Annotated in this window: 23 protein-coding genes and 3 pseudogenes; 11 read left to right on the forward strand and 15 right to left on the reverse strand. The window is 61.8% G+C overall.

Annotated elements, in window-relative coordinates:
* The first annotated feature begins 24 nt into the window (after positions 1–24).
* Together ACQY1L_RS02085 and ACQY1L_RS02090 are read left to right on the forward strand one after the other, a co-directional pair.
* The gene (locus ACQY1L_RS02085; RefSeq protein WP_430242429.1) at positions 25–744 is read left to right on the forward strand and encodes an SDR family oxidoreductase; all 720 of its coding nucleotides are present in this window, start codon (positions 25–27) and stop codon (positions 742–744) included.
* Positions 745–830: 86 nt separating this feature from the next.
* Positions 831–1,088 carry an Atu4866 domain-containing protein gene (locus ACQY1L_RS02090; protein ID WP_430242431.1) on the forward strand — a complete coding sequence of 86 codons (258 nt, stop codon included), beginning with the start codon at positions 831–833 and terminating at the stop codon, positions 1,086–1,088.
* A gap of 10 nt (positions 1,089–1,098) precedes the next feature.
* Here the strand turns inward: ACQY1L_RS02090 and ACQY1L_RS02095 are convergent, their stop codons facing one another.
* Both ACQY1L_RS02095 and ACQY1L_RS02100 read right to left on the reverse strand, forming a co-directional pair.
* Positions 1,099–1,752 carry an aminotransferase class IV family protein gene (locus ACQY1L_RS02095; RefSeq protein ID WP_430242433.1) on the reverse strand — a complete coding sequence of 218 codons (654 nt, stop codon included), beginning with the start codon at positions 1,750–1,752 and terminating at the stop codon, positions 1,099–1,101.
* A gap of 36 nt (positions 1,753–1,788) precedes the next feature.
* Entirely contained in the window at positions 1,789–3,633 is a 1,845-nt protein-coding gene (locus ACQY1L_RS02100; RefSeq protein ID WP_430244044.1) for a M3 family oligoendopeptidase, read from the reverse strand.
* 190 nt (positions 3,634–3,823) lie between these two features.
* On the opposite strand from ACQY1L_RS02100, the pseudogene ACQY1L_RS02105 reads away from it, so the two are divergent.
* From ACQY1L_RS02105 to ACQY1L_RS02115, 3 genes and pseudogenes are all read left to right on the forward strand, one after another.
* Positions 3,824–5,012: pseudogene (locus ACQY1L_RS02105) on the forward strand (sigma-54-dependent transcriptional regulator); the annotation flags it as partial.
* Between the two features lie 182 nt (positions 5,013–5,194).
* Positions 5,195–5,407, forward strand: a pseudogene (locus tag ACQY1L_RS02110) (helix-turn-helix domain-containing protein); the annotation flags it as partial.
* 196 nt (positions 5,408–5,603) lie between these two features.
* A complete protein-coding gene (locus ACQY1L_RS02115; RefSeq protein WP_430242435.1) occupies positions 5,604–7,583 on the forward strand; it encodes a DUF882 domain-containing protein in 1,980 nt (659 codons plus the stop codon).
* On the opposite strand, the gene ACQY1L_RS02120 is transcribed toward ACQY1L_RS02115, so the two are convergent.
* The 4 genes from ACQY1L_RS02120 to ACQY1L_RS02135 all read right to left on the reverse strand — a co-directional run bounded on the left by ACQY1L_RS02120 (position 7,567) and on the right by ACQY1L_RS02135 (position 10,429).
* Positions 7,567–8,835, reverse strand: coding sequence for a flavin monoamine oxidase family protein (locus tag ACQY1L_RS02120; RefSeq protein ID WP_430242437.1), 1,269 nt, complete (start codon positions 8,833–8,835; stop codon positions 7,567–7,569). The genes ACQY1L_RS02115 and ACQY1L_RS02120 overlap by 17 nt on opposite strands.
* 94 nt (positions 8,836–8,929) lie before the next feature.
* Complete coding sequence (locus ACQY1L_RS02125; RefSeq protein ID WP_062460899.1) at positions 8,930–9,202, reverse strand: DUF2312 domain-containing protein; 273 nt, start codon at positions 9,200–9,202, stop codon at positions 8,930–8,932.
* A gap of 97 nt (positions 9,203–9,299) precedes the next feature.
* Positions 9,300–9,608: a DUF1244 domain-containing protein gene (locus tag ACQY1L_RS02130; RefSeq protein ID WP_113109767.1), complete on the reverse strand. Its 309-nt coding sequence runs from the start codon at positions 9,606–9,608 to the stop codon at positions 9,300–9,302.
* Positions 9,609–9,631: 23 nt separating this feature from the next.
* Complete coding sequence (locus ACQY1L_RS02135; RefSeq protein WP_430242439.1) at positions 9,632–10,429, reverse strand: N-formylglutamate amidohydrolase; 798 nt, start codon at positions 10,427–10,429, stop codon at positions 9,632–9,634.
* 290 nt (positions 10,430–10,719) lie between these two features.
* Here ACQY1L_RS02135 and ACQY1L_RS02140 point away from each other — a divergent pair.
* Both ACQY1L_RS02140 and pyk read left to right on the forward strand, forming a co-directional pair.
* Positions 10,720–11,094: pseudogene (locus ACQY1L_RS02140) on the forward strand (DUF1036 domain-containing protein); the annotation flags it as partial.
* Positions 11,094–12,533, forward strand: a complete 1,440-nt coding sequence (pyk, locus tag ACQY1L_RS02145; protein WP_062460890.1) for a pyruvate kinase — start codon at positions 11,094–11,096, stop codon at positions 12,531–12,533. The pseudogene ACQY1L_RS02140 and the gene pyk, both read left to right, overlap by 1 nt.
* A 62-nt stretch (positions 12,534–12,595) precedes the next feature.
* Here the strand turns inward: pyk and ACQY1L_RS02150 are convergent, their stop codons facing one another.
* The 6 genes from ACQY1L_RS02150 to ACQY1L_RS02175 all read right to left on the reverse strand — a co-directional run bounded on the left by ACQY1L_RS02150 (position 12,596) and on the right by ACQY1L_RS02175 (position 16,478).
* Positions 12,596–13,633 carry an alpha/beta fold hydrolase gene (locus tag ACQY1L_RS02150; RefSeq protein ID WP_430242441.1) on the reverse strand — a complete coding sequence of 346 codons (1,038 nt, stop codon included), beginning with the start codon at positions 13,631–13,633 and terminating at the stop codon, positions 12,596–12,598.
* A 9-nt stretch (positions 13,634–13,642) separates the two neighbouring features.
* Positions 13,643–14,296: a tetratricopeptide repeat protein gene (locus tag ACQY1L_RS02155; RefSeq protein WP_174196139.1), complete on the reverse strand. Its 654-nt coding sequence runs from the start codon at positions 14,294–14,296 to the stop codon at positions 13,643–13,645.
* Between the two features lie 107 nt (positions 14,297–14,403).
* On the reverse strand, positions 14,404–14,529 hold the full coding sequence (ykgO, locus tag ACQY1L_RS02160; protein ID WP_003497670.1) for a type B 50S ribosomal protein L36: 126 nt from the start codon (positions 14,527–14,529) through the stop codon (positions 14,404–14,406).
* A 144-nt stretch (positions 14,530–14,673) separates the two neighbouring features.
* Positions 14,674–15,747, reverse strand: coding sequence for a 5-(carboxyamino)imidazole ribonucleotide synthase (locus ACQY1L_RS02165; protein ID WP_430242443.1), 1,074 nt, complete (start codon positions 15,745–15,747; stop codon positions 14,674–14,676).
* Between the two features lie 8 nt (positions 15,748–15,755).
* Positions 15,756–16,253, reverse strand: a complete 498-nt coding sequence (purE, locus tag ACQY1L_RS02170) for a 5-(carboxyamino)imidazole ribonucleotide mutase (protein WP_062582383.1) — start codon at positions 16,251–16,253, stop codon at positions 15,756–15,758.
* Positions 16,254–16,274: 21 nt separating this feature from the next.
* The gene (locus ACQY1L_RS02175; protein ID WP_062461867.1) at positions 16,275–16,478 is read right to left on the reverse strand and encodes a YdcH family protein; all 204 of its coding nucleotides are present in this window, start codon (positions 16,476–16,478) and stop codon (positions 16,275–16,277) included.
* Positions 16,479–16,707: 229 nt separating this feature from the next.
* On the opposite strand from ACQY1L_RS02175, the gene ACQY1L_RS02180 reads away from it, so the two are divergent.
* Positions 16,708–16,884: a YdcH family protein gene (locus ACQY1L_RS02180; RefSeq protein ID WP_082471995.1), complete on the forward strand. Its 177-nt coding sequence runs from the start codon at positions 16,708–16,710 to the stop codon at positions 16,882–16,884.
* A 118-nt stretch (positions 16,885–17,002) separates the two neighbouring features.
* Here the strand turns inward: ACQY1L_RS02180 and ACQY1L_RS02185 are convergent, their stop codons facing one another.
* Complete coding sequence (locus ACQY1L_RS02185) at positions 17,003–17,260, reverse strand: ArsR/SmtB family transcription factor (protein ID WP_062460875.1); 258 nt, start codon at positions 17,258–17,260, stop codon at positions 17,003–17,005.
* Positions 17,261–17,367: 107 nt separating this feature from the next.
* Positions 17,368–18,153, reverse strand: a complete 786-nt coding sequence (locus ACQY1L_RS02190) for a sulfite exporter TauE/SafE family protein (RefSeq protein ID WP_062460872.1) — start codon at positions 18,151–18,153, stop codon at positions 17,368–17,370.
* A gap of 136 nt (positions 18,154–18,289) precedes the next feature.
* On the opposite strand from ACQY1L_RS02190, the gene ACQY1L_RS02195 reads away from it, so the two are divergent.
* Together ACQY1L_RS02195 and ACQY1L_RS02200 are read left to right on the forward strand one after the other, a co-directional pair.
* On the forward strand, positions 18,290–18,943 hold the full coding sequence (locus tag ACQY1L_RS02195) for a thiamine phosphate synthase (RefSeq protein WP_062460869.1): 654 nt from the start codon (positions 18,290–18,292) through the stop codon (positions 18,941–18,943).
* An 8-nt stretch (positions 18,944–18,951) separates the two neighbouring features.
* Positions 18,952–20,079 carry a tetratricopeptide repeat protein gene (locus ACQY1L_RS02200; protein WP_425503203.1) on the forward strand — a complete coding sequence of 376 codons (1,128 nt, stop codon included), beginning with the start codon at positions 18,952–18,954 and terminating at the stop codon, positions 20,077–20,079.
* 9 nt (positions 20,080–20,088) lie between these two features.
* On the opposite strand, the gene ACQY1L_RS02205 is transcribed toward ACQY1L_RS02200, so the two are convergent.
* Positions 20,089–20,445, reverse strand: a complete 357-nt coding sequence (locus ACQY1L_RS02205; RefSeq protein ID WP_062460866.1) for a hypothetical protein — start codon at positions 20,443–20,445, stop codon at positions 20,089–20,091.
* Between the two features lie 208 nt (positions 20,446–20,653).
* On the opposite strand from ACQY1L_RS02205, the gene ACQY1L_RS02210 reads away from it, so the two are divergent.
* Positions 20,654–21,454: an inositol monophosphatase family protein gene (locus ACQY1L_RS02210; RefSeq protein ID WP_062461861.1), complete on the forward strand. Its 801-nt coding sequence runs from the start codon at positions 20,654–20,656 to the stop codon at positions 21,452–21,454.
* Positions 21,455–21,484 lie beyond the last annotated feature (30 nt).

Genomic DNA, 21,484 nt, shown 5'->3' on the forward strand with positions numbered 1-21,484 from the left:
GCGGAGAGCAAAGGAGCTAATCACATGGACAAGGTTGTTCTCATCACCGGCGCATCGAGCGGGATCGGTGCAGGTATCGCCCGCGAACTGGCAAAAGCCGGGGCGACACTGAAGCTGGGCGCCCGCCGCACGGACCGGCTGGAGGAGCTCGCCCGGGAACTCCGGGACTTGGGCGCCAAGGTCGCGACATGCAGACTCGACGTCACCGATCGCGCCGATGTGGCGGCGTTCGCGCAAGTGGCGGAAGACCAATTCGGTCGCGTCGACGTTATCGTCAACAATGCCGGTGTCATGCCGCTATCGCTGATGTCGTCGCTCAAAGTCGACGAGTGGGACCGGATGATCGACGTGAATATCAAGGGCGTGCTCTACGGCATCGCTGCCGTGCTGCCTCTGATGATGGCGCAGGGTTCCGGCCAGATCATCAATATCGCATCGGTCGGCGCTCTCAGTGTTTCACCCACGGCTGCAGTATATTGCGCCACCAAATACGCGGTTCGGGCGATCTCCGACGGTCTGCGGCAGGAGCATGACAACCTGCGCGTCACCTGCATCCATCCGGGCGTGGTGGAAAGCGAGCTTGCCGATACCATCACCGATGCCGTGGCTGCCGAGGCCATGAAGACCTACCGCGCCATTGCCCTGAAGCCGGATGCGATCGGTCGCGCCGTGCGCTTCGCGATCGAGCAGCCCGACGATGTCGATGTGAACGAGATTGTCGTTCGCCCGACGCGGGCGCAGTGAAGGGTACGGCTGCCATCAACCGCCGCCATCTCCTCGTTACCGCCGCGTCTTCCGGCGCGGCGCTTCCTTCCCATGCAGAGGACATCATGGACAACAAGATCCAACCCGCGAGTCATCCCTACGTCGGAATGTGGGTAACGGCAGACGGACATATCCGCCACGAGCTGCAGCAAGATAACCGCTATGATGAAGCACGCGGCTCTCGCAAAAGCGCGTATCAGGGCCGGTATCTCGTCACCGGCGATCACACCGATTATTGGGACGATACCGGGTTCACCGCCGATGGCGACTTCATCGACGGCGTGCTGCATCATGCGGGGATGGTGCTCTACCGGGAACAGTAGGGGCTTCGCCTCAGACCAGTTCGGCCCGGATCAGGCCGCGCAGGGAATTGCCGACGAAGAGGCGTTTCCCGGCAAGGTCGGTCTGTTTCACAAGGCCAGACTTGGCGCGGCCCTCGCGGATCAGATCGCCGCGCAGGATCCCCGCAAGCAGACCGGATGAGATCGGCGGTGTCGTCAGCGTCCCGTCGCCCTGCTCCACGAAGAGATTGGTGCGCGTGCCTTCGCAGACCTCTGCGCGTTCGTTGAGCAGGATCACCTCGTCCACGTCTTCAGAGAATTCGGCGCGGGCGGCGTCATAGACTTCGCGGCGCGATGTCTTGTGGCGATACATCGGATCATCCGAGGGCCGGCGCGTCTGCGCGATCCCGATCCGCCAGATCGCGTCCTTGGCAACGGGCGCGAACGGCGTGGCGACGATCTCGACCTTGCCGCGGAACGTCATTTCCAGCCGCACGCGAAGCGGCGTCTCCCCTTCGACCGAGGCCTGGAGCTGTTTCATCAGGTCTGGCGGGGCCGGGCGAAAGCCCAGGGCATCGGCTGAACGGTTCAGCCGACGCAAATGCTGGTCGATCCGGGTAAAACCGGAACCCGGCTCCCAGCGCATGGTTTCGATCAGCGAAAGATCCACCGGTTTTGCACCGCGACCCTTGGCCTTCACAGACATCGCAACCCCTCCGACCTGCGTTTGACCGTCCGTTGATCAGACAGCCTTGTCCAAAGCTTCCAACTCGTCGATCAGACCTTCGATCATCGACAGGCCCTTCGACCAGAAGGACGGATCGGTGGCATCTAGGCCGAATGGCTTGAGCAATTCCGAATGATGCTTGGTGCCGCCTGCCTTCAGAAGGTCGAAATACTTGTCCTGGAAGCCGGGGGCGGCGTTCTGGTAGACCGCGTAGAGCGAGTTCACCAGGCAGTCGCCGAAGGCATAGGCATAGACGTAGAAGGGCGAATGGATGAAGTGGGGGATATAGGTCCACCACGTCTCGTAGCCTTCCGAGATCCGGATTGCCGGGCCGAGGCTCTCGTTCTGGACGGACAGCCACAGTTCGCCGATCTGCTCCGACGTCAGTTCGCCTTGCTTGCGGGCCGTGTGGATCTTGCGCTCGAACTGGTAGAAGGCGATCTGGCGAACGACCGTATTGATCATATCCTCCACCTTCTGGGCGAGCATCGCCTTGCGTTCGCGCTTGTCCCTGGTCTTTTCCAAGAGTGCCCGGAACGTCAGCATCTCGCCGAACACGGACGCGGTTTCGGCAAGCGTCAGCGGTGTCTGGCACATCAGCGCGCCCTGACCGCCGGCTAGAACCTGATGCACGCCGTGGCCAAGCTCATGGGCAAGCGTCATCACGTCGCGCGGCTTGCCCATATAGTTGACGAGAACGTAAGGGTGGGCAGAGGGCACGACCGGATGCGCGAACGCGCCCGGTGCCTTGCCGGGCCTTGCCGGCGCGTCGATCCATTCCTCGTCGAAGAAGCGGCCGGCGATGGCGGCCATCTCGGGCGAGAAGGCGCCGTAGGCGGATAATACGGTGTCCTTTGCTTCCGGCCAGGAAATGAGGCCCTTCGGCGTTTCCGGCAGCGGCGCGTTGCGGTCCCAGTAGTTCAGCTGGTCGACGCCGAGCCATTTCGCCTTCATCGCGTAATAGCGGTGCGACAGGCGCGGATAGGCCTGCGTGACAGCTTCCGAGAGCGCGTCGACGACCTCGCGTTCGACACGGTTCGCCAGGTGACGGCTGTCGGCGATATCCTCAAAGCCGCGCCAGCGGTCGGAAATTTCCTTGTCCTTGGCGAGCGTGTTGGTGATCAGCGTGAAGACGCGCAGGTTCTCGCCAAAGGTTTTTGACAGTGCTACGGCCGCCTTGGCGCGGGTTTCCGGCTCGGGCTCTACCAGCATGTTGAGCGTGATTTCGAGCGGTTGTTTTTCGCCGTCCACCTCGAAGCGAAGTTCCGACATGGTTTCGTCGAACAGGCGGTTGAAGGCTGCGGCCGACGTCATCGACTTTTCGAGGAAAAGCTGCTCGAGCTTGTCGTCCAGCTGGAAGGGCTTATCCATTCTCAAGTCCACCAGCCAGGGGCGGAAATGGCCGGTTGCGGGATCGCGGTCCATCGCCGCATTGATGACCGCATCGTCGATCCGGTTCAGTTCCAGCGCGAAAAACAGGAGATGCGAGGAGAGATCCGTCAGCTTTGTCTGGATGTCGCCGTAGAACTTGCCGTTTGCCGGGTTGGACGTGTCCGAAAAATAGGTGAGGCCGGCGAACGAGCCGATCTTGCCGAGGAGGTCGTCGAGCGCGTCATATTCCGACAAGGCCTCGCCAAGTCCGCCGGCACCGGTCTTTGCGGCAGCGTCTGCAAGCTTGCCCTTCCACTTTTCCTCGAAAGCCAGCGACAGCGTGCGCGCTTTTTCCAGATCGGCCACAAATTCCGGGGCATCCTTGGCAGCGTAGAGATCGGACAATTTCCAGACTGGCAGGACACCGAGCGCGGGGTCGGCGGGCGAAGCAGCGGGGGACGCGCCGGAAAAAGCAGGAGAGGCGGTCATGGTGTGCCAGTTACGGAAATTTCTCACGGTTTTCTCCTGTCGACGGCGATCCTGTGCCAGAACCGACTGTTTTCCCCCTCGGCCGTTAAAATGCAAGCTTTTCTCAAAAGGGGATGTTCAAGCCTCTCTGACACAACTTGCAGCATAAGAGCCCATCAAGGGTGCACGATGAACGTTGCAGGAGCCGAGCATGATTGCCCATGTCCTAGTCGTAGATGACGATCCGATCCAGCGCCGCCTCTTGAAGAATGCCGTCGAACGGTTCGGACATGTCGCCCATCTCGCCGAGAACGGCCTCGTTGCTCTCGACTTTCTCCAGAACCTCAGCGGACCGGTCAATGTCATCGTGCTTGACCTGATGATGCCGGAAATGGACGGGCTGAGCTTTCTTTCAACCATCCGCAGCATGGGCATCGATACGCCCGTCATCGTGCAGACCGGCCAGGGCGGCATCGAAACGGTGGTGGAAGCCATGCGCGCCGGTGCCTTCGATTTCGTCGTCAAACCGGTGTCACCGGAGCGGATCGGTGCGTCGATCGGCAATGCCTTGAAGGTTGGCCAGAAGGAAACCAAGTCGCGCACCGGTCGCCGCCGCGCCGGCATCGTCGGTTTCAACGATATCGTTTCGGCAAGCCCGGACATGCTGCGCGTCATCGATCTGGCCCAGCGCGCCGCGCATTCCAACATTCCGGTGGTGCTCGAAGGCGAATCGGGCGTTGGCAAGGAAATGGTGGCCCGCGCCATCCAGTCCGCCAGCGACCGCGCAGGAAAGCCATTCATCACCGTCAATTGCGGTGCCATCCCGCACAATCTTGTCGAGAGCATCCTGTTCGGTCACGAGAAGGGCGCGTTTACCGGCGCCTCCGAGCGGCACACGGGCAAGTTCGTCGAGGCTGACGGCGGCACGCTGTTCCTGGACGAGATCGGTGATCTTCCACTTGAAGTTCAGGTGAAGCTTCTGCGCGCCGTGCAGCAGGGTGAAATCGAGACGGTTGGGGCCGGCAAGGTCCAGAAGGTCAACGTGCGGCTGATTTCGGCGACCAACAAGGACCTGATCGAGGAAGTCCGGGCAGGGCGGTTCCGCGAGGACCTCTATTACCGTCTCAACGTCTTCCCCATCACCATCCCGGCGCTGCGTCGCCGCAAGGAAGACATTCCGCATCTGGTCCGGGTTTTCGCCGAGCGCTTTTCGGTGGAACAGAAGCTCGAACGCAGTGTCGGGATCAGCGCCAGCGCGATGGCACTTCTGACCGCCTACGACTGGCCGGGCAATATCCGCCAGCTGGAAAACGCGATCTTCCGCGCCGTGGTTCTGACCCAGGGCGACAAGCTGACGGACGAAGATTTCCCGCAAATTGCAGCTCAGCTGCCGGAATTCCGCAGCGAAGAACTGGCCGCGACCGGCGCTGCCGTGCAGCCTTCATCGCTCGAGATGGATCCGCGTCCGCGTCTGCGGCACGAGGCCGTTGTCGATGGTGGATTCCCGATCCCGGTACGGTCCGCCATGCATACCCAGCCGATGCGGCCCGATCCGCGCGCGCTGCTGGCGGCCGCCTATCCGGCTTCCGACAACGTCATCGTCAGCACGGACGACACCGGCGAAGTGCGTAAACTGGCCGACGTGGAAGAAGAGCTGATCCGTTTTGCACTGAAATTTTATCGCGGACAGATGAGCCAGGTGGCGCGCAAACTCGGCATCGGGCGCTCGACTCTCTACAGAAAACTCAAGGATTATGGCATCGATCCCGACGATCCGCTGAAGGAAGCGGCCTGAATCGGCGCGAAATCGGGATTTTTATGACGATAATCTTCGCGCAAGCCTCTTCCCCTAACCTTGTCAATCTCTCATTAGCAATTCATTGACTATACGAGAGGTGCTTGTGCTTGTGTGACACATTTGCCATGCTGTCACCGCATTTAGCAGTCAGATGAGACGACGAGGGTAGTTGTCGACAGGACGGGGGAACGCTTTGCCGTATTTCAAAGTTCAGAAAACGCCTTCGGGTGTGCGCTCTGACGATGACCGTGCGGCGCGCGTTGGCGCCGGATCTGGTCGTCTTGCAGGGATCAGATCGTCGATCTTCAAGCGGATCGCCAAGCGTTTCGTCGTGGCGTCGACCCTTGCTGCAATCGCATTTACGATTCTTCCAGCTTCGGTGCACGAGGCAGAGGCCGCTGGCGATACCCGCAGCCTGAAGCTCTATTTCGTCCACACCGGCGAGAAGGCCACCATCACCTACAAGCGCAATGGACGATTCGATCCGCGCGGTCTGGCACAGCTCAACCAGTTCCTCCGCGACTGGCGCCAGAATCAGCCGACGAAGATGGATCCGCGCCTGTTCGACCTGGTTTGGGAAGTCTACCAGCGCTCCGGCGCCACCGATTCCATCCACATCGTCTCCGCTTTCCGTTCGCCGACCACAAACGGCATGCTGCGCGGTCGCTCGCGCAAGACCGGCGTCGCGAAGAACAGCCAGCACATGCTCGGCAAGGCGATGGACTTTTACATTCCGGGCGTGAAGCTCTCGACCCTGCGGGCGCTCGCCATGCAGATGCAGGTGGGCGGCGTCGGCTTCTACCCGACTTCCGGTTCCCCTTTCGTGCATCTCGATGTTGGCGGCGTTCGTGCCTGGCCGCGCATGACCCGCAAGGAACTGGTTCAGATCTTCCCGAAGGGCAACACGCTGCATCTTCCGGCTGACGGCAATCCGTTGCCGGGCTACGAGGTCGCTCTCGCCGATTACAAGAAGCGCGTTGGTTCTGATTCAATTGCGATCGCCAGCACAGCCGGCGGCTCGATCCGCGGCGAAGCACCCAAGCGTCGCGGGTTCCTTGCCGCACTGTTTGGCGGCGGTGGTGCCGACGAGGTCGAAGACAACGAAGACATGAAGGCACCAATGGTCGCCAGCCGTGGAGCACCGCGTTCCGCTCCGGCTGCCGACGATGGCGAAGAGGCACCGGTCGCGACTGCACGGGTTGCGCCGACGCCAACTGCCCCGACGCCGACTGCGCCGACACTCGTTGCTGCTGCTGAGCCGGTCGAGCCGGCGATTGCAGCGCCTGTGCCGCTGTCACGGCCGGCCTTCCGTTCTGACTCCAGCACCGCGGGTCCGGGTGGGCTTGCCACGGCGCTCTATCAGCCGACCCGCAATGCCGCGCAGGACGCGCTTGCCATGCAGACGGCTGCTGCAGCCGATGTGCAGCGGGCTGAAAATTTCGCCGATCTGTCCGGTTACGCCATTCCGGTTCCGACCCTCCTTGGTCCTCGCGGGCTGAAGGGTGATGCGGAAACCAGCGTCTTGACTGCCTCCATAGAGCCGGCGCCATTCGAAAACCTTGGCTCCGTGCCAGTTCCGATCCACCGCCCGGGTGCTCCAGCAGCGCCGCTCGTTGCATCGCGCCCGCAGAGCGATCAGCAGAGCCTTACGCCGGAACTGGTGGCAGCGCTGTCGCGAAGCGTCGAAGCGCCGGTTGTTCCGGCACCGCAGGCGGCGCCAGCAAGAGCGCCAGCCCAGGCCGTCGCCGTGTCGGCACCGGTGCCGATGGCCGCGCCTGCGCAGCGCCAGATGGCGGCTCTTTCGCCCAAGGTGATCCAGCCGTCTACCAAGCAGATGCAGTTCGGCGACGGGTTTGACGCGCCGCGTCCTGCAACGGCGTCGCTGGGTACCATGCCGAGCTACGGCACCGCCAAGAGCGGCCGCTCCGGCAAGCCTGCGACTGCACAGGGGCAGGCCAAAGCTGGCAAGAACGGCTTGACCGGTGACATGGTGGCGAAATGGGCGGTGAACAACAATCGCGCCGAAGGTCAGAACCCGGTTTCGATGAAGGCGCCTCGCGTGGTCAGCCGGACGCTCGATCGTGATTATTCGGCCGGTTACACCAGCAGCGGCTTCAAGCCTGTGAGTGCTGCCGTCGCCATCGATCCCAACCGGTTCAGCGGCCAGGACTGAGTTTCAGGACTTTGGCCGCCACCTGTTTGCCGGCGACGATTGCCCCCTCGACATAGCCCGGGAAAGATTGCGACAGTTCCGACGATGCGAAATGTACCGGCGGCATTCCGGTTGTCAGGGTCGCTTCCGCGTCGGTGGCGTCGAGACTGGTGATCACGTCACTATAGGCGCCGTCGCTCCAGCGGTCGTCGACCCAGTCACGCATGCGAATGTCCAGACTGTGTCTGGCCTCGTCGCCCAGCGCCTCCGCCAGTTTCTCAATTACGAACGTTTCAAGCTCACGGGCGGGCTTGTCGTGCCACGCCGCCGCCAAAGGTCCGCTAACGAAGACGATCAGTCCGGCGTAACCGTCGCGACTGGCGTCGCAGGCAAACAGGCCTTGCGGATCATTCCACATGGTCATGCCGCTAAGATCCCGGTCTCGCCAGAAGGGTCGCTCAAAGCGGATGTTGAGCTTGATGACCATGCCAGGGCTCCACGCATCCAGTGCTCTTGTCAGATGCGGCGGGAGTGCTGGGGCGTAGGACAGGCGGCGCGCCATGATGGGCGGCACGGCGAGCACGACCTGCGCTGCCGTCATTTTTCCCGTGCCGGTCATCACCGTGACGCCGCCACCGGAAATGGCAAGCTCAGTGACAGGCATGCCAAGCCTTAGCCGATCGCCGAGTGTTTCCGCCAGATCGTCGGCCAGCGCATGCATCGTGCCGGCGAGAAACAACTCGAGTTCGGACGTGGTGTTGGTGATGCGTCTGTCGTTTGCCGCGAGATAGGTGAAGGCAATCTCCTGCGGCGCGCGGCACCAGAGGCCGGTCACCATGCGCAGAAACCCCTGCCGTATATCGTCCTCGACCGGCTGTCTCTGCGCCCAGTCGTAAGCCGTCAGCTTTCTCAGCGCCGGATCGGAAAGATCGCTTGCGATCATCGTCTCGCGCAGTGCATCGACGCCGTTCCAGATCGCTTCTGCCCGCCCGCGGGGGACTTCGGGAAGGTATGTGGTGTCGCCCTCGGCATAGGTCTTCACAAAGGTCCTGCCGAACTCTCTTGCCAATGAGACCACTTCCGGCATGTCGCTGCAAAAGAACTGGCCGCCTGCATCGACGGCCGTGCCATCCTCAAAAACCTGCGCCTCGACGCGGCCGCCGACGCGCTCCTGCGCTTCGAGCAGAACAACGTTCACGCCCGCTTTCATCAGCTGCGTTGCAGCAGTCAGACCCGTAAAGCCGGCGCCGACGACGATGACATCATAATCCATGACCGATTCCGAGCGTCTCTGAGGAAGATGCGATGCTTGCGCTCATGAAAAAACCCGCCGTTGCCGGCGGGTTCCTTGTCGTCTTCGAAATTGTTTAAGCTGCGTCCTGTTCGGCCGGGCTTTCGATCATGCCGAGGGCGGCCAGATAGGTATCGAGGATGAGGTCCTCTTCCATCCGCTCCTGATCGTCCTTCTTGCGAAGGGCGATGACCTTTTTCATGATCTTGGTATCGTAGCCCATGCCCTTGGCCTCGCCATAGACATCCTTGATGTCGTCGGCGATGGTCTTCTTCTCTTCTTCCAGTCGCTCGATACGCTCGATAAATGCGCGGAGCTGGTCGCGGGCGACGCCATGAGCATCAGACATCGGGGCCTCCTGATTTTGATCTGTGTTGATTGGCTGTCACCTGCCGAAAAGCGGCGGCAAGGTCAAGGCCCAAATGCGCGGGCCTTGTCCGTGGGCGTCAGCCATGGGTCGGCTTGTTGCCCTCGAATGCGGCTTTTTGAGCGCCTGTGGATTCTCCCTGGTGCAGATTTTTCCAGTCCTCGTAGGGCATGCCATAGACGATCTCGCGGGATGCATCCTTCGTGAGCGCAAGGCCTGCCTCGTCGGCTGCGTCCTTGTACCAGTTGGACAGGCAGTTTCGGCAGAAGCCGGCCATGTTCATCAGATCTATGTTCTGAACGTCGGTCCGCTCGCGCAGATGTGACACGAGGCGACGGAAGGCTGCAGCCTCGAGCTCGGTCTGCTGTTCCTTGGAAAGTTCGGTCATCGTGACCTCCTTTGTCTGAACGCTCACGCGGGGTAGGGGCCGGTGCGCGACGGAAAGATTTTGTACTCGTGCAATGTGGGGTCTGCATTGAGCGTCGTGAAGATCGGCGCCAGTCTTTGTGCCCAGTCCTCGATGCCTTGCTCGTCGCCGATCAGGTCCTGGCGCACTTCGAGCAGGGTGTGCGGAATGCCCGGGATCATGCAGTGCCGGTACATGGTGTCGCCCCTGAGTGCGCCGTCATAGGGTTCGTTGTCGCCGACGACGATATCGCCGGGAAGGCGAAGCTGCTCGATCAGCGGCACCACGACCCGATCGTCGGTATCCCACAGTACGCCCGCATGCCAGGGCCGCGGCGTTTCGCGCCAGTACGGCGTGAAGGAATGCAGCGACAGCACAAGCGGTGCCCGGCCGGACGCGCTGGCTCTTGCAATCGTCTGCTCGACGGCGCGGTGATAGGGCCGGTGGTAGGTGGCAAGCCGAAAATCCCATTCTTCCTGGGTGATCGGGTGGTTGCCGGAAACGATGGCGCCGTCGGAGATCTTCATGATCAGCGTCGGATCGTCTTCGCCGCGGTTCGGATCGATCAGCAGGCGGGAAAAGCAACCGAGCACGGCCGGCACGTTCAGAATGTCGGCCAACCGGCGGGTCAATCCCTCGATGCCGATATCGAAGGCGATGTGGCGCCGGAATGCGTCTTCTGGCAGGCCAAGATCGCCGTAGCGGGCGGGCAGGCGGTTCATTGCGTGGTCGGCGAGAAGAACCATCCCGCCGTCATAATCGCCGTCTATGATTTCGAACGGTTGGAAGTCGTCTGTTTCCATCGGGGCTTGTACCATTGTTTTGCGCAGCCTGTCCCGGTGATATCTCGGCCGTTTCCTGCCATGGTCGCCGCGGACAAGGCAAGCGGCCCCCGGCGGGCGTTCAGAATATAATCGATTAGATTGCGTTGACTTTCAAACCCTGCCGCGCGAGAAAGTGCATCACGAATAACCATGGAGTCCTGACGGAAACCGTGTCGAAAAAATCCCTTAGAACATATCTTTCCGCCCTGTTTTCTGTGCCTGCCGTGGCATCCGCTCTCTGCGTCAGTGCGCCGCTGTTGATGGCGTCTCCGGCACTTGCGGATTTCCGCGTCTGCAACGGAACCCAGAACCTCGTCGGCGTGGCGATCGGCTACCGTGCCAAGGATGGCTGGAACACCGAAGGCTGGTGGCAGGTCCCCGCATCGACCTGCGCGACGCTGATCGAAGGCGAGCTGCAGTCCCGCTATTATTATCTCTATGCCGAGGACGCGGCCCGCGGCGGCCGCTGGACCGGCGGCGTCAACATGTGCGTCGCCGAGAACGAGTTCAAGGTCGTCGGCGTCGACGACTGCTTCACCCGTGGCTTCCAGCGCATGGGTTTCAAGGAATATGACACGGGCCGTCAGGGCAGCTGGATGGTCCAGCTTTCAGACACGTCCGGATCCCAGGAAGGCCAGAATTGATGAGGCGATACCGCAAAGTTAAGATCCTTGCCACACTCGGCCCGGCATCCTCCGACGAGGAGATGATTGCCAAGCTGCACGAGGCAGGCGCGGATCTTTTCCGCATCAACATGAGCCATTCGAGCCATGAGATGATGCGGACGCTGATCGAGCGTATTCGCTCCGTCGAAAAGAAATCCGGTCGCCCGATCGGCATCCTCGCCGACCTCCAGGGTCCGAAACTGCGCGTCGGCAAGTTTGCCGATACCAAGGTGACGCTGGTCCCAGGCCAGACGTTTACACTCGACAATAACGAGGCTCCCGGCGACGAGAACCGTGTGTTCCTGCCGCATCCCGAAATTCTTGAATCGGTGAAGGTCGGCGATCGCCTGCTGATCGATGACGGCAAGCTGGCGCTGCGGGCCGAAAAGGTCGACGGCACGTCGATCACCTGCACTGTCGTTGCCGGCACCGGCATTTCCGACCGCAAGGGTGTGAGCCTTCCCGATACGCTGCTCGCCGTTGGCGTGCTCACCGACAAGGACCGAGCCGATCTCGATGCCGTGCTTGAGACCGACGATGTCGACTGGGTCGCTTTGTCCTTCGTTCAGCGCCCGGAAGATCTCGCAGAAGTTCGCAAGATTGCCCGTGGCCGCGTCGGCATCATGTCGAAGATCGAAAAGCCGCAGGCACTCGAGCGGATCGATGAGATCATCGATCTCTCCGACGCCGTCATGGTGGCCCGTGGCGATCTTGGCGTCGAAATGCCGATCGAGGCGGTCCCCGGCATCCAGAAGCAGCTGACACGCGCATGTCGCCGTGCCGGCAAGCCGGTCGTGGTCGCGACCCAGATGCTGGAATCGATGATCAGCGCGCCGGTTCCGACCCGCGCCGAAGTTTCCGACGTCTCGATCGCCGTGTTCGAAGGTGCCGATGCGATCATGCTGTCGGCCGAATCGGCGTCCGGTCAGTATCCGGTCGAAGCCGTTTCGATGATGGCGTCGATTGCCCGCAAGGTGGAAGATGATCCGCTTTATCCAAGCATCATCTACGCGCAGCGCGCCACACCGGAAGCAACCGGTGCCGATGCGATCTCGCTTGCTGCCCGCCAGATTGCAGAGACGCTGCGGCTCGCCGTGATCGTCACCTACACATCGTCGGGCACAACAGGCCTTCGCGCCTCGCGCGAGCGTCCGAACGTTCCGATCCTGGCACTGTCGCCGAGCGTCAAGACCGCGCGTCGACTGTCGATCGGCTGGGGCATGCACTGCGTCGTCACCCATGACGCGACTGACCTCGACGACATGGTCAACAACGCCTGCCGCATCGTCGCCTCCGAAGGTTTTGGTAAGCCGGGCGACCGGATCATCATCTCGGCCGGCGTGCCACTGGGCACACCTGGCGCCACCAACATGCTGCGCATCGCCTATATCGGTGCAGATGGGCAGAGTGGGGTTTAAACCCGCTATCAACAGCGTGAAATGAAAACGGCCGTCGGAGTGATCCGGCGGCCGTTGTCGTTTCAGGTCTTTTCGATCGAGAAATCCATGTCCGGCATCGGCTCGTCGACCACTTTCGCCAGTCGCGCCTCGACCCTGCGGGCAACGGACTGCAGGTCGCGGTGGTGACCCGCAAGCTTCTCGATCCCGGCGATGGCGAGATCGGTCGCGAGGTAATCCGGCTTGTGGCCGAGGCCGCGGATGACGACCAGTTCGGCGCCGGCGACGGCGGCCGTCAGCGCCTTCGCATGGATATCCATCGAGACGATCTTGTCGCTGTCGCCGTTGATGATCAGCGTCGGTGCGGTGATCTCGCTGTAGCGCGGTGCGACCCTGGTGACGTAGTCGTTGAGATTGGCGACGTCGATCGCGTTGTTGCGGAAGTTCTCAGGCCGCAACACCAGTGCGGTGGCGCCGCCGTCGAGGTAGCGGTCCGGACGGGGGTTGGGATGGAAGACGGCATGGGTTGCCTTCTCCATCAGCACCAGCCCGGCAGGCAGCGCCAGGAAGCGGGTAAACAGGCGTCCGAGATAGGGGCGGGCTGCCAGATTGTAGTACCAGTCGACGCCGCCCGGCCAGGGATGGGTGGCGGGCGCAAGCAGAAGCAGGCCCGCTGTCTTTTCCGGGTGGTAAAGCGCGAAGGATGTGGCGATCGCGCCTCCGAAGGAGTGACCGACGATGATGGCCTTGTCGATGCCGTAACGATCCATCAGTCGCGCAATCGTGTCGGCCTGACCATCCGGGAAACCGTTCTCGTCTCCGCCACGCTCGGAATAACCGTGACCGGGACGGTCGACGAACAGCATTTCGGCGCGCCCTTCAAGCGGCCTGCGGAACGCTGCTTCCTGGTCCTTCAGATTGCCGCTGGCGCCGTGGATGAAGACGATGGGGGGAAGGTCGCCCTCGGCTGGGGCAGCGACATGAAGGGCGTTGATACGGATATCGCCGAGATCGGTGAGTTCACCGTCGTTCGGCAGGTTGGCCTCGATCGCTTTCGCCTTCCAGGCCGTGAAGCCGAAGCCGAATGCGATGAGAGACAAGATAAGAGGTACAATCCCCATGGCGGCCCATCAGGTTCGGTTGCCGGCGATCTTTTCGGATAGCTTGGTCACAGCCTCCTGCGCCTCGCGATCGGCGGGGTAGATGTCGAGATAACGCTCCCACGCATTCAGCGCCTGGCTGTCCCGTCCGGCTTCGGTGAGGATTCCGGCAAGACCGGCCAGCGCGCCGAAATGGCGAGGCTCACGCTTCAGCACTTCGGCAATATCGGCCATCGCCTTGCGCTGGTCGCCCATCGCGTAATGCATTGTGGCGCGGCGGTTCCAGCCTTCGACATAGGCGGGATCGATGAGAGTGACGCGGTCGAGGAAGTCGAGGGCGGCGGCGTTGCGCTTTTCCTTGGCGGCCGTGGCCGCCCAGCCCATCAGGAGATTGACTGTGGGACTGCCCGACTCACCCATGTTCATGGCGATCTGCGTGGCGATGCCGCGCGCCTTTTCCGGATTGCGCTCACGTTTCAGCGCCGCAAATAGTGGGTCGACCCTGGCGTTGAGAGGCTGGCCGGCATTCGGTGCTGCCTGCGTACCTCCCTGCGCCGGACTTTCCAGCGGCGGAGCGGGAGGCATCGGTTGGGATGGCGGCATGGGCTGGGGCAGCGTCTGCGCAAAGGCAGGCACCGCAACACACACAGCAAGGATCACGAAGCTTGAACGAAAATAGCGCATGCGGATAAAGTAATCCGCATGCGCCGAAGGTCAAACCCGAAATTTCGCGCTACCGACAATTTGATCGTCTCAGGCGTGCCCGGACAACCCGTCGATATCAGCGCAAATCAGCCCTGGCGGGCCTTGAAGCGCGGGTTCTGCTTGTTGATGATGTAAACGCGGCCCTTGCGGCGAACCAGACGGTTATCGCGATGACGAGCCTTCAGCGCCTTGAGCGAGTTCTTGATCTTCATTGTACTGGTCCAGAAGTCTGTGGGCTCAAAGAGCCGCTTGTCTCTATCAATCGAAAGCGTGCCGCCTATCTGTCGACGAGGGGCGCGCTCAGGTTGGCGTGCAGATAACCCGTGGCTGGATGCGTGTCAACCTTGTGACGCACTTTATGACCGGGTTTTCCGCCCCTTCAGCTCCGTGACATGGCCCATTTTCCGGCCCGGACGGGATTCTGTCTTGCCGTAGAGGTGGACCAGCACGTCGGGCCTGGCGAGCCAGCCGGGCACGTCGAGGATGTCGTCGCCGATCAGGTTGGTCATCACGCAATCGGAATGACGGCGCGGATCGCCGAGGCTTGCGCCGGCCACCGCGCGGATATGCTGCTCGAACTGCGAGACCACGCAGGCAGCCTCTGTCCAATGACCGGAATTGTGCACGCGCGGTGCGATCTCGTTGGCAATCAGGGTGCCATCGGCCATCACGAAGAATTCCATGCCGATCACCCCGACATAGTCGAGGGCAGCGAGGAGCTTTTCGGCGGCACTGCGCGCGGTCTGCGCGGTCGTGTCTGGAATGGTCGCGGGCAGGGTGGAGGTATGAAGGATGCCGTTGCGGTGGATGTTCTCGGCCGGATCGTAGCAGGAGACCGTGCCATCCTTGGCACGCGCGGCGATGATCGAGATTTCGCGCTCGAAGGGCACGAAGCTTTCGAGAACCATCGGCACCGAGCCGAGGTCCGCATAGGCGCCATCGGCCTTGTCGTCGCTGGAGCGGAACACGCGCTGGCCCTTGCCATCGTAGCCCATGCGGCGGGTCTTCAAGACACCCTTGCCGCCGAAGTCTGCAAGCGCTGCTTCGAGATCGGCTTGGCTGTCGACGGAATGAAACCTTGCGGTCTCGATGCCGCAGCCGTTGAGGAACTGCTTTTCAACAATCCTGTCCTGCGCCACTTCCAGGGCCTTGGCCGGCGGGTAGACTGGAACCGACTGCTGCAGGAACTCGGCTGCCTCGACCGGTACGTTTTCAAATTCGTAGGTCACGACGTCGCAGCGGCTGGCGAGATCGGCCAGCGCCGCCCTGTCGTCGTAGGCCGCCGTGATCTGTTCGTTCGCGACCTGGGCGGCTGGGCAATCCGCCTGCGGTTCGAGAATGATGATGCGGTAGTTCAGGCGTGCGGCAGCGATCGCCAGCATGCGGCCGAGCTGGCCGCCGCCGATTATGCCGATGGTGCGGATCGTCATGATGTTTCTCAGGGTGCTTCGTCGATGGGATATTCGGCGACCGATGCGGTGTGGTGCGCGCGATAGGCGTCGAGCCGGTCGGCAAGGTCATCGTCGGAAAGGGCAAGCACCGCTGCAGCAAGAAGGGCGGCATTGATCGCGCCGGCACGGCCGATGGCGAGCGTGCCGACGGGAATTCCGGCCGGCATCTGGACGATCGAGTAGAGGCTGTCGGTTCCGCTCATCGTTTTCGACTGGACGGGCACACCGAACACCGGAAGCGGCGTCAGGGCCGCCGTCATGCCCGGCAGGTGGGCAGCGCCGCCGGCACCGGCGATGATGACCTTGAAGCCCTCGTCGCGGGCGCTCTTGGCGAATTCGTACATCCGGTCCGGCGTGCGGTGTGCCGAGACGATCCGTGCTTCGTAACCGATGTCGAGCGTATCAAGCGTGTCGGCGGCGTTCTTCATGGTCTCCCAGTCGGACTGGCTGCCCATGATGATGGCGACTGCGGGTCTTTCTGACATTCCAGGCCCTTTAAGGTGAACTCAAGCGATGATGTCGGGAATGATCTGGTCTTCGATCTGGGTCATCCGGTCCTTGATGGCCAGCTTCTTCTTCTTCATGCGCTGGATGCGAAGAGCCTCACAGCCGACCTTGATCATGGCATTGATCGCGGCGTCGTAATCTTCGTGTTCCTGGCGAAGTTTCGCGAGTACCAGCCGGTTATCCGCCTGTTCCTGATCACGCATGCTCAGTCCCCATTCTTTACGCCGGCTTTTTGCAAACCCCGGCTTCATCCGCAAGCTCCTACCATCAAACCGCGTTAACTGGAAGTTAGCCGACGCCACGAATTTGCCGCTGAGAGACCATGATTTCTCCTTCGACAAAGCGGACCAACCGTGTCACACTTCTGTTGCAAACCTGAAGCCTTGGCTCAGAGGAGTGCCAAGGCAGGTACCTAAGGAAGGAACATGCCACATGACCGTCCAGGCGCATATCGCATCGCTTGAAAAGAAGCACGGCGACCTCGAAGAGGAACTCCAGTCCGTTCTCGCATCTCCATCCGCCGACGATCGTGAGATCGCAGAGCTCAAGCGCCGCAAGCTGCGCATCAAAGACGAGGTGGAGCGGTTAAAGACCGACACCCGTCATTAGGCGATCAAAAGCGCCACGCGCGTCACGTACATTCGTGAGAGGGTGCCCACAGCGGCACGATAAATTCCAAGACTAAAAGCAACAGTTCTGGTCGTAACGTCACAGTCGCGGCCAGAATTCACGTCCAGAACTGGTCGAGCCACAGGTTGAGCCGGGTGAAGCCGCTGCCGTTCACGGCATAGATGCGCCGCGTTCCCTCTGGTGTGACAGTCACGAGATCGCTGTCCAGCAGTGCTTTCAGATGCTGCGAGACGGCCGGCCTGCTGATCGGCAGTCCTTGTGCAAGTTCATTCACGGTTTTCGGCGCGCGTCTCAGCTCTTCGAGGAGATGGCGCCGGTTCGGGTCGGCAATGGCTGAAAACGGATCGAGTGTCATAGTTTGAAGCTAAGCATAACTTGACGAAGCAGCAACCGTTTTCGTGTCTCGCGACCGGCGGAAGGCCTTATTGTAATTGGGTTTTTTATGATGTTCGGATGGACCGGTCAGATCGGCAGGCCGTCCCACAGAAGCTTTACGCCGGCAACGAGCGCGAGCGCGTAGGTCATCGGATAGAATACTTCCGACTTCAGATGCTTGACGATCGCGGCACCGAGCATGGTCGAGACCAGGGCTGCCGGCAGCAATGTCGCCGAGATCGTCAGGTTTTCGGCCCCCAATGCGCCGAGAAGGAAATAGGGGATGATCTTGACGGCGTTGACGATGGCGAAGAAGCGGATGCTGGCCCCGGTGTATTTCTTAGGATCCAGCTTCATCGGCAGAACGTAGATCTGGAAGGGCGGGCCGCCGGCATGCGCCACGAAACTGGCATAGCCCGACAGCGCGCCCCAGAACGTGGCGGCCGCCGGACGATGCGGCAGTGCGGCGGCCGGACGGTTCTTATCCGGGCCGTAGACCTGCCAGAAGTAGCGGAGGGCGAAGAAGATCGTTGCCGCGGCAATAACAATCCGCAACGCGTCGTCCGAAACATAGGCCGAGGTCGCCCAGCCGAGCGCGATGCCGATGACGCCGCCCGGCAGGATCATCAGCAGGGTTTTTCTGTCGTTGAAATGGCGCCAGGACCAGAGTGCCACGATATCCATCAGGATCAGGATCGGCAGGAAGATCGCCGCCGCTTTGACCGGGTCGACTGCAAGCGACATCAGCGGCATGCCCATCAGGCCGATCGCGCCGCCAATGCCGCCCTTGGAAAGCCCGACCAGCATCACGGCGGGCACCGCTGCTGCAAAGAAGGCGAGGCTGAGCGTATCGGAGGAAAATATGTCTGGCATGGGCACTTCAGGCTTGCACCGTTGAGGCGGGCAGATGGGATGAGCGGTTGATTGCGCAATCCTTCCGGTCTATCGAATCATTCAAGAGAAAACGAGTGCGGATCGCCGGGTTGCGGTTCGCTGCATGGGAAGAAACATGAAGAAACAGGAAGAGCGTTGCCGTCTGGTGCTGATCGTGCCGCAGGATGCGGATGCGAAAGCGCAGGCGGACCGACTGGAGAAGGCGCTTGCGGGCGGCGATGTCGCCTCGGTGATCCTGCCGCAATACGATGAAGACGATACCGCGTTCCAGGACCGCGCCGAACTCATGGTGCCGATGATCCAGGCCGCGGGTGCCGCAGCGCTGATCGCCGGAGACAGCCGCGTCGCAGGTCGCGTCAAGGCAGATGGCCTGCATATGGCCGGTTCGATGGAAGAGCTGGAAGAAACGATCGAGAAATTCAGCCCGAAGATGATCGTCGGCGCCGGTGGTGCATCCGAGCGTCACACGGCGCTCGAAGTGGGCGAGCGCCGCCCCGACTATATTTTCTTCGGCAAGCTCGATGGCGACATCAAGCCGGAGGCGCATCCGAAGAACGTCGCGCTTGCGGAATGGTGGGCTTCGATGGTGGAAATTCCCTGCATCGCCATGGGCGGCACGGACATTTCCTCGGCGCTCGAGGTTGCCGAAAACGGAGCGGAATTCGTGGCTTTGAGACTGGCTGTCTTCGATCATCCCGAAGGACCGCAGGAAGCAGTTCGACTGGTCAACGCCGATCTGGACGAAAAAGCGCCACGGTTTGAGGCTTGATGGTCTCCATGCCATCGATTCGTCGCGCCTCATCCACCGTCCTGATGCTTGCCGCCAGCCTTTCCGCGTCGGCCGTCTTGCCGCATTCGGCAATTGCGCAGGTGCAGCAACCCGGTGCGGTGGAGCAGGAGGGGCCGACGGCGGCGCAGTCGCGTCAGGTGGTGACGAGACCGGTCGCGCCGGATGCAATGGGCGTCGAACGCGGTGCACAGCCCGATGGCATCGTGCCGTCCGCCGGTGTCGAACTCTATCAGCGCATGGGCGTGACCTTGCCGCCGCTGCCGCCGGAGAAGCCCTATACGGGCCCGATCGACGAGGCCTATGGTGCGTTCCAGCGCGGCTTGTACGTCAAGGCGCTCGATGTCGCACTGAAGCGTGCGTCGGCCGGCGATGCGGCGTCGCAGACGCTTGTCGCCGAAATGATGAGCAAGGGGCTCGGCATCAACCGCGACGCAAAGACCGCGGCCTTCTGGTACGGGCAGGCTGCCGAGCGCGGCGATCCTGCCGCCATGTTCCAGTATTCGCTTCTTTTAATGAGCGGCCGTTACGTGCCCGCCGACAAGAAGAAGGCCGACGACTATATGCGCAAGGCGGCGGAAGCCGGCAATTCATCGGCGCAGTTCAACTGGGGCCAGATCCTGGTGTCGGACAATCCCGGCGATAAAGGTTTCAAGCTGGCGTTGCCCTTCTACGAGCGGGCGGCAAAGCAGGGCGTGGCCGATGCCCAATATGCGGTGGCCCAGCTCTACGTGAACATGAAGGGCGTGCCCGAGGAGAAGAAGGCCGAGGCTCGCCGTTGGCTGGAGCGCGCGGCGAAGGCCGGGTTCGACACGGCGCAGCTCGACATGGGCATCTGGTTCGTCAACGGAGTCGGCGGCGAACGCAACTACGACAAGGGCTTCGAATGGCTGCGGATTGCGGCCCATCGCGGCAATGTGGTTGCCCAGAACAAGCTCTCGCATCTCTATATCGAGGCGCTGGGGACACGACCGAACCCGGTCGAGGCCGCCAAGTGGTATGTGCTTTCAAGGCGTGCTGGGTTGCAGGATGCGGCGCTTGAGGATTTCTACCTCGGCATCAACGACGAGCAGCAGCGCCAGGCGATCGACGCGGCGAACCGCTTCCGCCGCCAGTAGTTCAAGTGGTCAGGCGGTTGCCTTCATCGCCGCCAGCGTGAACAGGGCGTGGCGGATGATAAAGCCGTGGGCAAGCGCCAGGATCAGCAGCGTTACCAGCCAGACGATCAGGTAGATGCCCGGCGAGGCCTTGATACGGCCGCCCATGCGGGGGCCAAGTGCGAACATGGCTGTCACGAAGAGCGCGCAGGCCGGCAGAAGCAGCAGCGCGATCATGGCCGGTGCCGTGCTGGTCGGTGTGCCGGTCAGGGTGAAGTGGATCGGCAACTGGGTATCGGCCGGCAGAGCAGAGATCAGACCCAGCGACAGCATGGTCATCACGCCCACAAGTCCGAGGCTGATGCCGAATGGCAATGCGATCTTCACGGCGATACTCCTAAAATCTCGATAGCCGGCGTTCTGGCAGATCGCAGGCAGGCGGGCAATGTCGCATTTTGTCCGTTCACGCGGGGTTTGTCGGCTTCGACTTGAATTTCCCTTGGTTTTGTGGTCTTGAACCGGCCAATCAAGACAATTCGCCACAGACACGTCCCGGCTGATGCATGTTCGGGACCATACGATCAGGATTTCCCGCATGGCCCGCTCAGCCCTTCTCAACGTCATGGTTCAGGCCGCCCTCAAGGCAGGCAAGTCGCTCTCCAGGGATTTCGGCGAAGTTCAAAACCTGCAGGTGTCGGTCAAGGGACCGGGCGATTTCGTGACCCAGGCGGATCTCAAGGCGGAAAAGATCGTCCATGACGAGCTGATGAAGGCGCGCCCGACCTACGGCTTCCTCGGTGAGGAAAGCCAGGAGGAGAAGGGCACGGACGGCGCTCACCGCTGGATCGTCGATCCGCTCGACGGCACGACCAACTTCCTGCACGGCATTCCGCAGTTCGCGGTGTCGATCGCGCTGGAGCGCAATGGCGAAATCGTTGCCGGCGTGATCTTCAACCCGGGCACCGACGAACTCTATACGGCAGAAAAGGGCGGCGGCGCCTTCCTGAACGACCGTCGCATTCGCGTTGCCGCACGCCGGGTCCTGTCCGATTGCGTGGTTGGTTGCGGCGTGCCGCATCTCGGCCGCGGCGATCACGGCAAGTTCCTGGTCGAACTGCGCCACGTGATGGGCGAAGTGGCGGGCGTTCGTCGCCTTGGCGCTGCGTCGCTTGATCTCGCCTATGTCGCTGCCGGTCGCTTCGACGGTCACTGGGAAATCGGTCTTTCGCCGTGGGACATCGCTGCCGGCCTCGTCCTCATCCGCGAAGCGGGCGGCTTTGTCAGCGACATCAAGGGCTCGACCGATATGTTCGGCACCAAGAGCATTGTTGCCGGCAACGAGCTGATCCAGAAGGCGCTGCTGGAAGTTTCCAATCGTCCGGTTCCGTCGCGCTGATTGCTGATGCGGTGACGGCCCGAGTGCTGC

The organism is Neorhizobium sp. DAR64862/K0K3 (assembly GCF_050500185.1).
Classification (GTDB): domain Bacteria; phylum Pseudomonadota; class Alphaproteobacteria; order Rhizobiales; family Rhizobiaceae; genus Neorhizobium; species Neorhizobium soli.